Below are 16,001 nucleotides of genomic sequence, written 5' to 3'. Positions count from 1 at the left end.
TCCAATGAAACTAAACCAAAAAATTGGCACGCTGGCACTAGGTGTTCTGCTGTCTCTTACCTCCTATAATTCTGTGTTTGGGCAACAAACACCAACATTTACAGAGTACAATTACAATCCGTTTATATTAAATTCCGCTTATGCGGGTTTAACCCAAAACACAGAAATTTCATTAAGCAATTCGGGATTTTTTAATCAGATAGAGGGTAGCCCTAAAAGCTTCTCTTTGAGTGGTCATGGATCTTTGAACCGGAATAAGATTGGTCTAGGCGCCGGTCTCATAAGAGATCAGATAGGAGTAACTACTTCCACAAATTTCTTTGCATCCTATTCCTATAAAATATTCTTTGACTTTAAAAGTAACAGACCTTATTGGCAACTTTATGATGCAGGGGTATTATCCTTTGGGATTACCGCAGGTCTTCAACAATACCAAGACAACTTAACCCAACTAGGCATAGTAGGCGACCCAAATTTTGCACAGGACATCAATGCTACCATACCAACAATTGGTTTGGGATTTTTATTTAATCACGCTTCGTTTTATGTAGGATTTTCAACGCCAAATATCTTAGGGGATGCGTTAGCTTCAGACGATTCATTAAAATTAAATAGTCCTTATTATGGATATTTTGGGTATCGCTTTTTCAACAATCGTTTTCAAGATTTAATGATAAAGCCCAACGTTCTCATAAAGCATGAGAATGGTGCCGCATTACAGGCGGATTTAAATGTTGCTGTGAGTTTTAGAAACAAATTTGAATTAGGTACGGGATATAGGACCAATAATTCTTTAAACTTTTTAGCAGGCATTTATTTATTTGATAATGTACGGGCCATATATAACTACAATTTGGCTACTAATGATTCTTCGCTAGGGAATACCCACGGAATTATTTTGAGCTATCAATTTGGGGATGGTTATGCATTAGACTAAATTTCAACTATGTCCATAAAAAAAATAATTATTGGGTCCCTCCTTTTTGGTGCAGCTATAATAGTGAGCTCTTTTTACTTGGTTTTTAGGACAAAAACAGAGGATTTATCCAATAAATTCCCTTATAACACAATCATCAATAAAACCTTAGTAACCAAACATGAATGCTATATAACCATACACCAGCATTCTTTAGAAAACCCGTATATCTTAGACTTAACTAACACTAATTTTTACGAGACCAACAAACCCATTTATAAACTGCCCATTGGGGCTTCATTAAATATTGAAAAAACAAAAGCATTTACAACACCCGTTAGTGGCTCAACACATTCTATTGTATTGGGAAGCGTTTATATTCCCGAACTAAAAGAGACTGTAAAATTTGAATTTTTCTGGGGAGAGAACCCTACTTATGGCCTTTATGACCATAACGATAATTACTACATTTACGCACTTGCTCCATGGCAAGAAAAAGCACTACCCTATAAATATTTTTGGGATGGCCGTAAAGAACCCCACGATTGGGAAGAATGGAACTTGTTATCCAATTAAGCGAGAGTTGCAGAAAAGACAAAACCGATACGAATATCGGTCTTAAGGCTTGCTGTTGTTTACTTAAACAAATAAACTATGATACAAAGATGTAACTTTCGCACGTTTCAAAAGTTACCTTAATCTTACTTTATGGTTATCAAATTCAACCTATCTCTGGCGATAAATTATTTGATCATACCCAAATTAACCACCTCTTGCTCCGTTAGGTAACGCCAGTGTCCTCTAGGCAAGTCTTTTTTGGTAAGTCCCGCATAAACTACGCGGTCCAATTTTACGATTTCGTACCCTAGAGTCTCAAAAATACGTTGTACAATGTTGGTACGGGTACTGAAGATTTCCATACCTATTTGGTTCTTGGGCGCTTTATCTACAAAACTAATATCCTGTACCTTAATTACCTTTTCATCAACAAGTATTCCTTCCTGAATCTTTTTTAAATCGGCACTACGTAAAGGCTTATTGAGTTCAACATGAAATATCTTTCGCAATCCGTTTTTAGGACTGTTCAAACGTTTGGTCAACTCGCCGTCATTTGTAAAAAGTAAGAGCCCTGTGGTATCCTTACTTAGCTTACCTACAGGCAGAAGCTCCGTTTTGGTAGCTTTGGAAATTAAACCTAGAGCGGTACGCCTACCGTGCTCATTTCGTGCAGCGGTCGTAAAATCTTTGGGTTTATTAAGCAGTACGTACTCTTTCTTAATGGGGTTCAGCAAACGTCCATCAAACTTAACCTCATCCGTAAGTTTTACTTTATACCCCATTTCAACCACGGGCTTTCCGTTTACGGTTACACTACCCGCTGAAATATAAATATCCGCTTCTCTACGTGAACACACTCCTGAGTTGGCTACATATTTGTTCAAGCGGATAACGTTAGGGTCCGATGGTTTTTTTGGTTCTTGTTCCGTTTTTTTCCGTATTGGTGCATTACCACGCGCATAACTCTTCTTGCGGAAAGTACCACCTTGTCTTCCCGAAGCTCTCTTATCATTGTTGGAATCTGATCTGCCCATATCTAAAATTTATGCAAAGGTAGCTTTAATCTTTGAACTCTACGGTAGATTGACGCTCTCTATTTACGCTAAGCTTCGTAATATCAGGTCTTGAGTAGTGCCCAACCGGGTCAAAATTCTGGCGTTCTTCATAAACCCTGTTAAAATCAAGGTCATGATACAACAGCCCTTCCCTATCCAAAACAGGCTCAAGCAACCATTCCCCATCAGGACCTGCAATACAAGAACCTCCATTGGCCATGACCTCGGGTGCCTTTTTCAATATTTCTTGCAAATGTGGTGTAGTTTCAGGAAAATCGGATCTTTTCATCAATGAGGATACAGATATTACAAAACTGCGTGATTCCCGCGCTATAAAACGGGTTATATCTTTTGTATTATGGTCACTACCCGGCCAAACGGCAATATGTAAATTCTCGCCCTGTCCGTAAAGGGCCGTACGCGGTAAAGGCATCCAATTCTCCCAACAATTAAGTCCGCCAACGGTAAATTGTTTAAGCGGGTGTACTTGTAGTCCGTTACCATCTCCGGGAGCCCATGTTAATCGTTCGTCATAGGTGGGTTGTAATTTACGGTGAACGGATTTGATTTCGCCCGCGGCATCAATATAAACCAAAGAGCAATAGAGACTATGACCTCCCCTGTTTTGGGCTCTTTCAATAATGCCCAAATACACCGCAATCTTATGTTCCTTTGCCAAAAGACACACAGAATCCAACTCACCTAGTTCAATTTGCACAGAATTTCGTGCATAGTGCGCATGTAATTCTTTATTCACTTTGGTATCCCAAGCGGCTCCATCCGTTAAGGCCAACCAAAAAGGATAACCGGGCAAAAGGGCCTCGCCAAAAACTACAAGTTCCGCTTTTTCGTTTGCAGCTTCCCGAAGAGTGGCCTCAATTTTCTTTAGTGTCGTTGCTTTGTCCAACCAAACTGGTGAAATCTGGGCCAGAGCCACTCTCAATCTATTTTCCATTATAAAATTCGATTTAATACTAGGTCTACATCAATCAAGAGAATACTAAAAACTCCTACTATGATAATAAGCTTAAGGATGTTATGCAGCCAAACATAGTCTTTCTTAGATTTTGATTTTACCAATAAAACTAAGAATAACAATAAAAGTAGCACGCAGGCCATAAAATAGTAATGCATATACCCTACATCAAACTTTAGTATTAACAAAAGTGAAGGAACCAAGGTTAGCAAAATCAATACAGAAATAAGAGTTTTAGAAACCTTACCGCCATACAAAATAGGAATGGTCTTATAGTTCTGGGCCAAATCTCCTTTTATATTTTCCAAGTCTTTGATCATCTCTCTTGCCAAAATCAATAAAAACAAAAACATGGCATGCACAAAAATTACGTTTTCAAAATTTTTGTAATACACAAAGACGGCGAAAAAGGGAGCTATGGCCAAGGTAGCGGAGACAAAGTTGCCCACAAAAGGCATTTTTTTTAATTTATGTGAGTAAAACCATATCCCGAAAATATAGGCCGAAAAGAAAAATACCGCCTTAAACGATACATAACTTGCCGCTATAACCGCCAAAAAATTAAGGATAAAATAAGTGGTTAACTTAAACTGTTGGCCAACAAACCGATCGATCATACTCTTTCTGGGTTTGTTGATCAAATCTTTCTCCGCATCGTAAAAATTATTGATAATATAACCGCTGGCGACTACCAAGGCCGAAGCTATTACGATAATAAAAAGGTTTAGATCAAAGACAACTTCCCGCACAGGTAGTTGATGTGCCAAAATATAGATAGACGCCAAGTACTGCGCTAAAACAATCATGAGAATATTGTATCCGCGAACAACAGAAAACAGACTGAATACCTTTAATAGTAAAAGCCTATTTTTTCTACTGAGCATGTATTGTGATTTTAGAAGTTGTAAACCACTTCCAAATTGTAGCCCTTCAATGCTTTTTTAGCTTTATCCAAATCTTCGGCAAAACCTAGAATGTAGCCACCACCACCGGAACCACAAAGTTTTAGATAATAGTCATTGCTCTCAATACCTTTTTTCCATAGGTCATGAAACTTTGCCGGTATCATAGGCTTAAAATTATCAAGCACCACGTGAGACAATTGTTTTAGGTTGCCAAAAAGCGATTTTACATTTCCGCTTACAAAATCTTCCACACAAGCATCTGTGTGTTTGATAAACTGGTCTTTAAGCATGTTACGGAAGCCCTCTTGTTTCATTTTCTCCATGAAAATTTGAATCATGGGAGCCGTTTCGCCCGTTGAGCCGCTATCCAACAAAAACACTGCCCCTTTTCCTTCCGGATTTTGGGTAGGTATGCTGGCAGATTCTATATTATCCTGAGAATTGATAAGAATAGGAATACTCAAATAACTGTTCAAAGGATCTAGACCAGAAGATTTTCCGTGGAAAAAAGATTCCATTTTTCCGAAAATTGCCTTTAACCTAAGTAATTTCTCTCTGGTAAGGTTTTCAAGAACCGTAATCTTATCCTGTGCGTATTTATCATAAATAGCAGCAACAAGTGCGCCGCTACTGCCTACACCATATCCTTGCGGGATGGAACTATCAAAATACATACCCCCTTCAACATCCGCTTTTAAAGAAACAAAATCAAAGGAAACTAAATCAGGACTATTTTTATGAATCATCTCTAAGTAACCTACATATTCACGAAGACTAGCATTAGATTCCTTAGCCGTTTCAGACGGGTTTTCATCCGTCTTTAAAGCTCCCTTAAAAAAATTGTAGGGAATGGAAAGTCCTTTGGAATCTTTAATAATCCCATATTCTCCAAAGAGAAGTATTTTCGAATAAAATAATGGTCCTTTCATTATATAGTTGGTTAGCTACGGTGCAAAAATACAAAATATACTTTTGATGATTCTACAATTCTGCCCCACTACACGATTAACGTTATAATTTTATCTGTTAAAACACATAAACCCCGGCATACTTAGTCCGGTTTAAAGCAAAAACCTTACCCATCTGCAGCCAATTCATGTTATGCACCTACTTAAAGATACGCTATATGTACGTTTTATGATACATAATGGATCAAAACAACATATTTTTCTTGAAGCTTGAACGGCCTAACTTCTATTAAATTATGAAGTTCTTAGTTTATTTTTTGAGCGCCGTTTCCTACAAAGTCATGAATAAATTGTCCGTTTTGGCAATACACCGCTAACTCATCCTCAATAAATTCTTGCACTTGCGCTTTCTCATCTTCAGGATAGAGTACATGAACATTGGCCCCGGCATCCAAAGTGAAGCAGACATGGGTTTTAGAATCCTCGCGGAATGCCCATATTTTATTAATAATTTCAAGTGTATTGGGCTTCATGAGGATGAAATAAGGTTGACTTGTCATCATCATAGCATGAAGCGTTAGGGCTTCGCTTTCAACAATAGAAATAAACCCGTTTAAATCACCTTCGGCTAAAACCGTTTCTAGCTTTAAAAGGTTTTCATGGGCCTGATGAAACCGTTGTTCCGCAAAAGGATGCCCGTGCATTAGGTCATGCCCTACCGTACTGCTCACCTGTTTTTGGCCTTTGTCTACCAATAAAATGGTATCGCAATAATTTTGAAAAACAGAATGTACTTTATGTGGATATTCAACTCCGTACAAGTTGGAACTTCCCTCAATTTTGGCATGTACGCCCCATTGCACTAAACTACCTTTTATACTCCGCGCGGCACTCCCTGAACCTAATCTTGCCAAAAAAGATGCCTTTTGATTAAAATAATCCTGAGTCATTTCAGGGTTTAAATTGCGCTCTATCTCCATTAGACAAAGTGCCAATGCGCTCATACCTGACGCCGATGAAGCTATACCACTACTATGCGGAAAGGAATTAGAGGTTTCTATCTTAAACTGATACTCCTTTAAAAACGGAAGATACTGATATACCCGCTCAAAAAAAGTACTGATTTTCGGTTTGAAATTTTCCTCTACTTTTCCATCCAAAGCAACATCAAAGAAAAAGCTATTACTTGGCTCGTTTAATCTCTCATAAGTTACCGTTGTTACCGTAGCACATTCGTTTAAAGTAAAACTAATGGAAGGATTAGCTGGAATCTGGTTTTCCTTCTTCCCCCAATATTTTACCAAAGCAATATTACTTGGTGATTTATAGGTGGTTTTTCCGGATAAAACGGACTTTGTATAAGGAGAGGGAATAAATTCTTTCTCGGTCATCGCGAAATATTTTGTGCAAAGATAGTTTTTACCAAGATTGTGATAACCATCAATGGAATAAATCACTATTTTAGGGGTAAACGCTTTATATTTTGAAAAAGAAAGCCCTCTACATTATATGCGCCGTAAGTATTTGCCTTGCTATTGGGTTCCTATCTAGTTTTGCTACCCAAAGCTCCGTAAACGACTGGTTTACCACCCTAAATAAACCTAGCTTTAATCCGCCTAACTGGGTGTTTGCGCCCGTATGGACCGTTCTTTACATTATGATGGGCGTAGCCGCCGGTATTGTTTGGGCAAAGGGTCTTTACCATTTATGGGTACAGACCGCACTTTACCATTTTGGATTTCAATTGCTCTTAAATGCGGCATGGAGTATTGTTTTCTTTGGCCTTAAAGAACCGCTCTTGGCACTATTGGTAATTATCACTTTGCTTATTGTACTTGCCATTACCATAAAATGGTTTAAAGTGGTAAGCAAACCTGCCGCTTGGTTATTGGTGCCCTATCTGCTTTGGGTATGTTTTGCAACCGTTCTGAACTACAAACTTTGGGAACTGAACTAACTACCGTTTCAAGAAGACATTTCAAGTAGCTTTACCATGGTGTTATAATTTCGGGTAGTGGCTTCAACCTTTAACTTTCTCTCTACAAGATTGTTGTTCAATTTTGCTTTTCCGTATCCTGTTTTACACCATAAATACACACAATAACACGTTATCGCAAACTCCTCTTGGGCATAGGTTTCTGTACTAAAAGCATCAACAAGTCCTTGCTCGGGCAGATTTTTCAACAAAACAAAATACACTTGTTTCTGGGCAATGGCATCCAAATCCGTATAAGGATTACTATTGAAAATATCCTGAAAGTCGCTTCTTGATTTTACCAGAACAGGCACATCAAAACCAAAAGTTCTTTTAATGTTTTCAGCAATTGAAACTTCTAAAGTAGCAGTGCTTACTTCCTCACTTTCAAAAACCACATTACCACTTTGTATATAGGTTTTTACATTTAAAAAACCCATTTCAGTTAACATAGACCTCAACGCTGCCATAGGTACTTTCTTCTGCCCGCTTACGTTTACTCCCCTTAACAAAGCAATATAAACACTCATTTAAAAACTGTTAACTACGGCCTGTGCGGCAATATACCCGCCCGTCCAAGCATTTTGGAAATTAAAACCTCCCGTAATAGCATCTACATTAATGACCTCGCCAGCAAAATACATACCGGGCAGCTTTTTACTCTCATACGTCTTGAAATTCACTTCTTTTAAATCGATACCGCCTGCAGTGACAAACTCTTCCTTAAAGGTACTTTTTCCATCAATTTTAAGCTCGCATTCTACAAGTTGATGCGCTAATTTCTCCAATTGATTTTTGGTAACATCGGCCCATTTATCCGTCTCATCAATACCGGAAGCCCGTACCAGATTGGTCCACAACCTACGGGGAACTTCAAGTGCCTTGGTTCTTAAAACGGTTTTTTTGGCCTCTACCTCCTTAATTTCCAAAAACAGTCCCATGAGTCCCTCAAAGTTATAATCCGGAAGCCAATTTACCCGTATCTTAAATTTGTAGTGCATGTCATTCAATAAACGTGCACCCCATGCCGATAGTTTTAAAATTGCCGGTCCGCTTAAACCCCAATGCGTAATAAGAAGTGGCCCATCCGAAGTTAAAATGGGCAGTTTGGATTTTTTGCTTTTTAATCGTGTGGTAACTTTTGAGTTGTACACTTGATTTTGGAATATCTCTACCTGTGCCAATGTACTTACCCCGGGAATACCAGCAATACGCTGGTCTTTGCAATTAAACGTAAACAGAGAGGGCACCGCAGGCACAATTGTATGGCCCATATTTTCTAGAAGCTTCCAAACTTTAGGATTACTTCCTGTTGCCACTACAAGTTTTTCACACTCATAACTATGTTTAATAGTGGTTATTTTAAACCCTTCTATATCCTCCTTTTTTTCAATTTTGGAAACCGCGCTGTGTTTTAAAATTTTAACACCCAAACGGTTTGTTTCGTTCAAAAAACAATCGATAATGGTCTGGGAAGAATCCGATTCCGGGAACATGCGCCCGTCCGATTCTATTTTGAGGGTTATTCCCCTTTCTTCAAAAAAAGCTATGGTATCACCGCTACAATAGGTATGAAAAGGGCCTATAAGTTCTTTTTCTCCCCTTGGATAGTTTTTGGTCAACTCCCTTGGGTCAAATTCTGCATGGGTTACGTTACAACGTCCTCCACCGGAAACCTTTACTTTTCCCAAGACATCCTTGCCCCGTTCTAAAATTGCAATTTTAAGATGTGGTTTTGCCTCCGCAATATGAATAGCCGTATAAAACCCTGCGGCACCTCCGCCAATAACGATAACATCAAACATTAATAAATACGTTCTGGATAATTGGTAATAATACCATCAACGCCAAAGCGTTTCATTTGTAGAATATCTTGTGGCTCGTTTACCGTCCAAGGATAAATCTTAAAACCGGCCTCTTTTATCTTTATGTTATTCTCTGCGGTAAGTTTCTTAAAGCTAGGATTAATAGCTTCAGCATTCAATTCACGGCCAACCTCCAGTGCGTCCAGTGGGTTACCTTCAATTAAAACAGCAATTCTTACTTCTTTATTTGCCTTTCGCATATCCCGCAACTCATCCCACTCAAAGCTGGAAATAATAAAATCGTTCAGTTGCCATTTACCCGATTTTACTTCGGCTCCCATCATTCTATTCACATCAACGGCCGTATTCCTTCCTTTTAGTTCAATATTCAATTGGGTCTTTCCGGCCATAACATCCAGAACCTCTTGTAGCATGGGTATTTTATGCCCGCCCTCTACGGTTAAAGCTTTTAGCTCGTTAAGGGTATACTTTTCTATTTCACCTTTTCCATCGGTTAAGCGCTCTACCGTATCATCATGAAAGACCACAATTTCACCGCTCTTTATTTTAAAAACGTCAATCTCCAACATATCCACACCCATCTCCATGGCTTTCTCAATAGAAGCTATGGTATTTTCGGTTTCATGGCCCATGGCTCCGCGGTGCCCAATAACTAATGGTTTCTTGTTTTCCATACAACTTGATAGAACTAGTGCACAAAAGATAGTCAGAATTGACAACTTATTCATGATATACTATTTTACAGTGAAAATAAAAGATTCCAGAGGATTAATATCTATGCGTACTTGGGCGGAACCGTTTTGCACTTTTAAGGTTTTCTCCACTCCGTAAAGTACATCAGTAATGATATGTTCCCCATCTGGCAATTGCCATTCACAAACAATATTTTCTGGAAGTTTTAATTCAAAACCAAACCAGTCATTGGCATCAAAGTTTGAAATGACTATAAGCTTTTCACTATTGGACCAACGTACATATGAAAGTACGTGATGGTTGTAATATACCGTATGGTCTTTATTGTAAAAGTGAATGTCTTGATATGCCCCCATTAGGGCACTACTATTAACGGTAAAAGACAATAAACGCTGATAAAAATCCCGTAACTCAGCCTCTTCTTTGGAGAGCTGGCCTCCGTCAAACTTTTTATTGTTCACCCATCTTTGATGGTGCGGCACTCCTATATAGTCAAAAATTGAAGTCCGTGTAGGGCTTCCAAATCCAGCATTTTCCGCAGCAGGCTCGCCTACCTCTTGTCCAAAATAAATCATTACCGGAGCGGTGGTCATAGTGGCCGAAACCACCATTGCAGGTTTTCCTTTGTTTGCATCACCGGCAAAATCTGGAGAAGCAATACGCTGCTCATCATGGTTTTCCAAGAAATGCAATAAGTGATGTTCAATATCTTGCGTACCGTTCTTTATAACAGGAACGTGATCCGTCCAACCATGGCCTTGCATAATTCCTTTTAGGGAATCGTACATTTCTACCTTATCATAGAGGTAATCCATTTTCCCTCTAAAAATATAATTTCTGTATTCGTGGGGGTTATAGACTTCGGCCATTAAAAAGGCATCCGGATTTTTCATTTTAATATTGGAATTCATGTAACTCCAAAACTCCACGGGTACCATTTCGGCCATATCATAACGGAAACCGTCTACGCCCATTTCTATCCAGTATAGTGCAATGTCCTTAAACTTTTTCCAAGAATCCGGAACAGACCTTTCTTCCCAAAACTCAAAATGGGCCTTATAGTCCTTCCCACCAAAATCATCTGGTAAAACATCAAAATCATAATGACCATCCGGTCTTACCCCATAATTTATTTTTACGGTCTCGTACCAATCACTAAAGTCCGGTTGCGCCAAACGCGAACCATTGCCCGTCCATTTTGCCGGGTTTTCATAAAACTTATGGTCTACCCCTTCATGGTTTTCCCCGCCCAATGGCAAATACCCATCACGCCATTCTGGTACTTGAAAAGGAGTATTGGGAATATAATAAAAGTTATTGTCCCGATGATATTCTACCGATGTATCGTCTGACGCTCCAAAAGGCTCCTTACCCTCAGGAGTTGAACCGCCTTTATACTTCCGTGCCACATGGTTGGGAACGATGTCAATAATTACCTTTAGACCTTCTTTATGTGTACGGCCGATCAAATTCTTGAACTCTTTCAGCCTATTTTCCGGATTTTTTGCCAAATCGGGATTTACATTGTAATAATCCTTTACGGCATACGGCGATCCTGCTCTTCCTTTTACTACATCCGGATCGTCATTAGATATTCCATATGCCGTATAATCATTAATTACGGCATGGTGGGGCACTCCTGTATACCATATGTGGGTTACACCCAGGTTTTTAATTTCCTGCAAGGCCTTTTTTGAAAAATCCGAAAACTTCCCTACCCCGTTCTCTTCAATGGTTCCCCACGGCTTATTAGTTGTATTGGTATTACCGAACAACCTAGTAAACACATGATATACAACCTTCTTTTTATTCCGCCCCATGCTTTAAACTACTTTCACTTGATTAGGGGTTAGCACTACACGTTCTCCGTTCAAGCGGATAGACATATCTTCCTGACCGTTAAGCAGAAACTCGGTACCACCATTTTTCACAGTTACTTTAAGAATTCTATTTCTAAAGTTGATTTTAAACGAATAGGCCTGCCATTGCTCTGGTATCTTGGGCTCAAAAGAAAGCTTATCGTCTACCACCCTCATTCCTCCAAAGCCTTCTACAATACTCATCCAAGTACCGGCCATAGAGGTAATGTGCAAGCCCTCTTCCACTTCTTTATTATAATCGTCCAAATCTAATCTGGAAGTTCTCAAATAGAATGTGTAGGCCTGCTCCATACGATTTAATTTTGCAGCCTGAATGCTATGTACGCATGGCGATAAAGAGGATTCATGTACCGTAAAAGGCTCATAAAAATCAAAATGCTTTTCCAATTCCTTCTCCGAAAAATGGTCTTCAAAGAAATAAAAGCCCTGGAGAACATCGGCCTGTTTAATATAGGGCGAACGTAAAATGCGGTCCCAACTCCATTTTTGATTGATAGGTCTTTGTGTTTTGGGCAGCTCACTAACCGTAATCAGCTCTTTGTCCAAAAATCCGTCCTGTTGCAAGAAAACACCTTTTTCCTCGGAATACGGAAAATACATATTATCCGCTACCTTTTGCCATTGTCCTACTTCATTGTCCGTAAGTTTGACCTTGCCGATTACCCTTTGGTAATCCTCATTATAACCGTCTTCAACCTGTTGTAACTGCTTTATGGTATAGTCAATACACCATTTGGCCAGATAGTTCGTATACCAGTTATTGTTTACATTATTCTCATATTCGTTGGGTCCCGTAACCCCCAAAATAACATATTTGTTCTTGGCCAAAGAAAAGCTGGCTCGTTGGTGCCAGAAACGGGCAATACCAATAAGTACCTCTAACCCCATTTCCGGGATATAAGAGTAGTCTCCCGTAAAGCGGTAATAGTTATAAATGGCAAAGGCTATAGCCCCGTTACGGTGTATTTCCTCAAAAGTGATTTCCCATTCATTATGACATTCCTCACCGTTCATGGTAACCATTGGATAAAGGGCCGCTCCATTTGAAAAACCTAATTTCTGAGCGTTCTCAATAGCTTTTTCAAGGTGATTGTATCTGTATTTCAATAAACTACGAGCCACGTTTTGATCTTTGGTAGCCATGTAAAAAGGAATACAATACGCTTCCGTATCCCAATAGGTACTTCCGCCGTACTTTTCTCCCGTAAACCCCTTAGGTCCAATATTTAAACGTGAATCCTTGCCCAAATAGGTTTGGTTCAACTGAAAAATATTGAACCGGATGCCTTGTTGCGCTTTTACATCGCCATCTATAGTGATATCGCTCATCTCCCATATTTTGGCCCAGGCTTGCTTTTGTCTATCCAACAACGCTTCAAACCCTAGATCAAAACCTTTGAGCAAAGCTTTTTTAGAAGCTTCCCTTAATGCAGATACATTATGATTACGAGAAACTACATATCCTCCTAACTTATGGAGCGCTAAAGTATCTCCTTGTTTAGCAGTTTGTACATATTCGTGGCCAACACGCAGTTCGGAAATCTGTTCCACTGGATGATGTTCTTGAGCCTCCCCATTAAGGAACAACCTGCTTTCCATAAACGTGCAGGTCTCAAAATGCGTTTTCATAGTATGCGCTTCTATAAAAGCCTGCTTGCCTTCTGAAGTCACCGAAGTAGTGTTCCAAAACTTATCGTCCCAATTGGAATCTTCATTTGTAATACCGCTATCTAGATAAGGAACAAACTTAATTTCCGCATCGCCATTTTCGGGTGTTATTTCATATTTAATAGCCCCAACCTCGTCTAAATCCAAAGACAGGAAACGTGTTACTTTAACGGAAACCTTATCATCATTAGGCAGAACGGCCGTAAAAACACGACGGTACCAGCCTTCTTTCATATTTAGTTCCCTACTGAAATTATCTACTTTTTTGCTGGTATTTAAATCTAAAGGTTCTCCGTTTATAAAAACCTCTATTCCGATCCAATTAGGTGCGTTCAGAACTTTGGCAAAATACTCTGGATATCCATTTTTCCACCAGCCAACGCGGGTTTTATCCGGATAATAGACCCCAGCTATATAACTCCCTTGAAAAGTATCTCCCGAATACGGCTCTTCAAAATTGGCCCGTTGCCCCATAGCTCCGTTACCAATACTGAAAATACTTTCTGATGATTTGACCAATTCTTTATCAAAACCTTCTTCAATAATTGACCAAGGGTCCGCTTTTATATACTCTTGCATTTCGTTTAAATTTAGGGGTGAAAAAATGGGCTTATGCCTTGGCCGACATTAAGCTTTCCAGAAAATCTAGGCTCATCTCCGTAAAGTCGTTGAAATTATAATTCGCTTCGGAGAGAACCTGGGCGTCTCCAATACCAATACTTACCATATTTGCATTGTTCGCCGCTTGTATACCTGCCACTGCATCCTCAAAAACAAGACATTTTTCCGGTGCAACGCCTAACTTACGGGCCGCAATCAAGAAAACCTCTGGGTCAGGTTTTGCTTTGGTTACGTCATTGCCGTCTACAATGGCATCAAAATAAGACAAAAGATTTACTTTTTCCAAAATGGGCCGTGCGTTTTTACTTGCCGAGCCAAGGGCAATAGGAATATTCCTTTCCTTTAAAAAATTTAAGACCTTAGGCACATCCGGTAGAACTTCGGACGCATCCATTTTTTCTATGTATTCTAGATAGTCTTCATTCTTCTCAACCATCCAAGTATCAAATTGTTCTTGGGTGGCCGTAATGCCTCCAATATCCAAAAGGATTTCCAAACACCTTTTACGGCTTACGCCTTTAAATAATTCATTCTGCTCTTTTGTGAATTCAAAACCCAATTCATTGGCCAGTTTCTTCCAAGCTAAGTAATGATACTTTGCGGTGTCTACAATTACGCCGTCTAGGTCAAATATAAATGCGGATGTGCTCATATAGTTTCAACGTATTAGATTATAATAATAGGCAACTCCTTAAAAAATTAATCCAGCAGTATTGGACCAACATCTATTTATTTATAGTAGAGCCTCTTTCTAGAAGAGTTGCCTCTATAACTTCTGTTTTATAGACTTCCTCTTCATCAAAACCAATTTCGTTCTCAAGCTTTTCAATTAACATCTCAGCCGCCCTTTCTCCCATTTTCTCTCCGTGTTGGGCAACAGTTGTTAATGTTGGAGAGGAGTAGCGGGACAAAAGTCCGTCCGTAAAGCCAATTACCGAAACATCTTCTGGAATCTTAAGCCCCTTCTTTTGAGCTGCGCCCATAAACAGTACTGCAAAAATTTCATTAACACACAACACCCCATCAAAACTTTCATTTTCAACAAAGTTCTCTATATAGGACTCTTCTATTCCTTTAAAAGGCAAAACTAAGGTTAACTTTTCATCATAGGCTATGTTATGGTCCAGAAGAGCCCTTTTATAACCTTCTGCCCTCTTTTCGCTAACGTTAAAATAACTTTCAGTAGTGACCAGTGCTATTTTCTTCTTTCCTTCGGCCAACATTTTCACAGTCGCATCGTAAGCAATCTGTTCATCGTTCATCACTACTTTATCGCACTTAATTTCATCAATGACACGATCAAAAAGAACCAACGGAAAACCCTGTTCCATTACTTCTTTTAAGTGGCTAAAGTCATTCTTCTGCTGAGTTTCCGCAGAAACGGACATAATAAAGCCGTCTATACTACCATTGGCAAGAAGTTCCATGTTGAACACTTCCTTTTCGTACGATTCATCAGACACACATACAACCACGTTATAGCCATGTTCATTAGCACACTTCTCAATACCTCTAAAAACCGTAGTGAAAAAATGATGTACTATATCTGGAATAACAACACCTATATTCTTTGTCTTTCTGTTTTTAAGGCTTAAGGCTATAGTATTGGGCCTGTAATTATACAATTTTGCAAAGGCCTTTACCTTTTGCTTAGTGTCAGCACTTATCTCATCGCTATCTTTTAGCGCTTTTGAAACCGTAGAGATAGATACCTCTAATTCTTTAGCAATTTGTTTTAAAGTAATCTTTCGTTTCAAATCTTATAACTTTTGGATAGTGAAAATAAACTATAAAATGAGTAAATGAGAACCTTCTCATTTTTTTTAACAACCTCAGGTGTTTAACAGGTAATTTTAGCACTTTTTTAATTAAAAAGAAAAACTGTATATTTGAAATAGATATCAATTCCCCGATTTCAACCTTCACTTATTATTTATTTGATATTTATTCGATATTATAATTATTATAATCGAATTATATAAAAGTTATTAACACGAAACCGTTTTCGTAGTTTTCGCAA

Annotated in this window: 15 protein-coding genes; 3 read left to right on the top strand and 12 right to left on the bottom strand. The window is 38.9% G+C overall.

Annotation, left to right across the window (positions count from 1 at the left end; all coding sequences use genetic code 11):
• Window positions 1-4: 4 nt before the first annotated feature.
• Together KO513_RS13455 and KO513_RS13450 are read left to right on the top strand one after the other, a co-directional pair.
• Window positions 5-937, top strand: coding sequence for a PorP/SprF family type IX secretion system membrane protein (locus KO513_RS13455; RefSeq protein WP_215913789.1), 933 nt, complete (start codon window positions 5-7; stop codon window positions 935-937).
• Window positions 938-946: 9 nt separating this feature from the next.
• Complete coding sequence (locus KO513_RS13450; RefSeq protein WP_215913788.1) at window positions 947-1,492, top strand: hypothetical protein; 546 nt, start codon at window positions 947-949, stop codon at window positions 1,490-1,492.
• Window positions 1,493-1,659: 167 nt separating this feature from the next.
• Here KO513_RS13450 and KO513_RS13445 read toward each other — a convergent pair whose 3' ends face one another.
• From KO513_RS13445 to KO513_RS13425, 5 genes are all read right to left on the bottom strand, one after another.
• On the bottom strand, window positions 1,660-2,508 hold the full coding sequence (locus tag KO513_RS13445) for a pseudouridine synthase (protein WP_215437745.1): 849 nt from the start codon (window positions 2,506-2,508) through the stop codon (window positions 1,660-1,662).
• A gap of 25 nt (window positions 2,509-2,533) precedes the next feature.
• Window positions 2,534-3,484: a carbon-nitrogen hydrolase family protein gene (locus KO513_RS13440; protein WP_215913787.1), complete on the bottom strand. Its 951-nt coding sequence runs from the start codon at window positions 3,482-3,484 to the stop codon at window positions 2,534-2,536.
• Window positions 3,484-4,389: a geranylgeranylglycerol-phosphate geranylgeranyltransferase gene (locus KO513_RS13435; RefSeq protein ID WP_215913786.1), complete on the bottom strand. Its 906-nt coding sequence runs from the start codon at window positions 4,387-4,389 to the stop codon at window positions 3,484-3,486. Before KO513_RS13435 ends, KO513_RS13440 begins: the two co-directional genes overlap by 1 nt.
• Before the next feature lie 11 nt (window positions 4,390-4,400).
• A complete protein-coding gene (locus KO513_RS13430) occupies window positions 4,401-5,339 on the bottom strand; it encodes a mevalonate kinase family protein (RefSeq protein WP_215913785.1) in 939 nt (312 codons plus the stop codon).
• A gap of 284 nt (window positions 5,340-5,623) precedes the next feature.
• Window positions 5,624-6,709, bottom strand: coding sequence for a diphosphomevalonate/mevalonate 3,5-bisphosphate decarboxylase family protein (locus KO513_RS13425; protein WP_215913784.1), 1,086 nt, complete (start codon window positions 6,707-6,709; stop codon window positions 5,624-5,626).
• 92 nt (window positions 6,710-6,801) lie between these two features.
• On the opposite strand from KO513_RS13425, the gene KO513_RS13420 reads away from it, so the two are divergent.
• Window positions 6,802-7,275: a TspO/MBR family protein gene (locus KO513_RS13420; protein ID WP_215437726.1), complete on the top strand. Its 474-nt coding sequence runs from the start codon at window positions 6,802-6,804 to the stop codon at window positions 7,273-7,275.
• 8 nt (window positions 7,276-7,283) lie between these two features.
• Here KO513_RS13420 and KO513_RS13415 read toward each other — a convergent pair whose 3' ends face one another.
• The 7 genes from KO513_RS13415 to KO513_RS13385 form a co-directional block, all read right to left on the bottom strand.
• Window positions 7,284-7,823 carry a DUF1697 domain-containing protein gene (locus KO513_RS13415; protein WP_215913783.1) on the bottom strand — a complete coding sequence of 180 codons (540 nt, stop codon included), beginning with the start codon at window positions 7,821-7,823 and terminating at the stop codon, window positions 7,284-7,286.
• The gene (locus KO513_RS13410) at window positions 7,824-9,098 is read right to left on the bottom strand and encodes an NAD(P)/FAD-dependent oxidoreductase (protein ID WP_215913782.1); all 1,275 of its coding nucleotides are present in this window, start codon (window positions 9,096-9,098) and stop codon (window positions 7,824-7,826) included.
• Window positions 9,098-9,793, bottom strand: a complete 696-nt coding sequence (locus KO513_RS13405) for a glycerophosphodiester phosphodiesterase (protein WP_215913781.1) — start codon at window positions 9,791-9,793, stop codon at window positions 9,098-9,100. Before KO513_RS13405 ends, KO513_RS13410 begins: the two co-directional genes overlap by 1 nt.
• A gap of 60 nt (window positions 9,794-9,853) precedes the next feature.
• Window positions 9,854-11,632 carry an alpha-amylase family protein gene (locus tag KO513_RS13400; RefSeq protein ID WP_215913780.1) on the bottom strand — a complete coding sequence of 593 codons (1,779 nt, stop codon included), beginning with the start codon at window positions 11,630-11,632 and terminating at the stop codon, window positions 9,854-9,856.
• Window positions 11,633-11,635: 3 nt separating this feature from the next.
• On the bottom strand, window positions 11,636-13,939 hold the full coding sequence (locus tag KO513_RS13395) for a glycoside hydrolase family 65 protein (protein WP_215913779.1): 2,304 nt from the start codon (window positions 13,937-13,939) through the stop codon (window positions 11,636-11,638).
• 31 nt (window positions 13,940-13,970) lie between these two features.
• Window positions 13,971-14,633 carry a beta-phosphoglucomutase gene (gene pgmB / locus KO513_RS13390; protein WP_215913778.1) on the bottom strand — a complete coding sequence of 221 codons (663 nt, stop codon included), beginning with the start codon at window positions 14,631-14,633 and terminating at the stop codon, window positions 13,971-13,973.
• 73 nt (window positions 14,634-14,706) lie between these two features.
• The gene (locus KO513_RS13385) at window positions 14,707-15,738 is read right to left on the bottom strand and encodes a LacI family DNA-binding transcriptional regulator (RefSeq protein ID WP_215913777.1); all 1,032 of its coding nucleotides are present in this window, start codon (window positions 15,736-15,738) and stop codon (window positions 14,707-14,709) included.
• Between the last annotated feature and the right edge of the window lie 263 nt (window positions 15,739-16,001).

The sequence above is a fragment of the Zobellia sp. B3R18 genome (assembly GCF_018860715.1).
Taxonomy (GTDB): domain Bacteria; phylum Bacteroidota; class Bacteroidia; order Flavobacteriales; family Flavobacteriaceae; genus Zobellia; species Zobellia russellii.
This window is presented reverse-complemented; position numbering and strand designations above follow the sequence as displayed.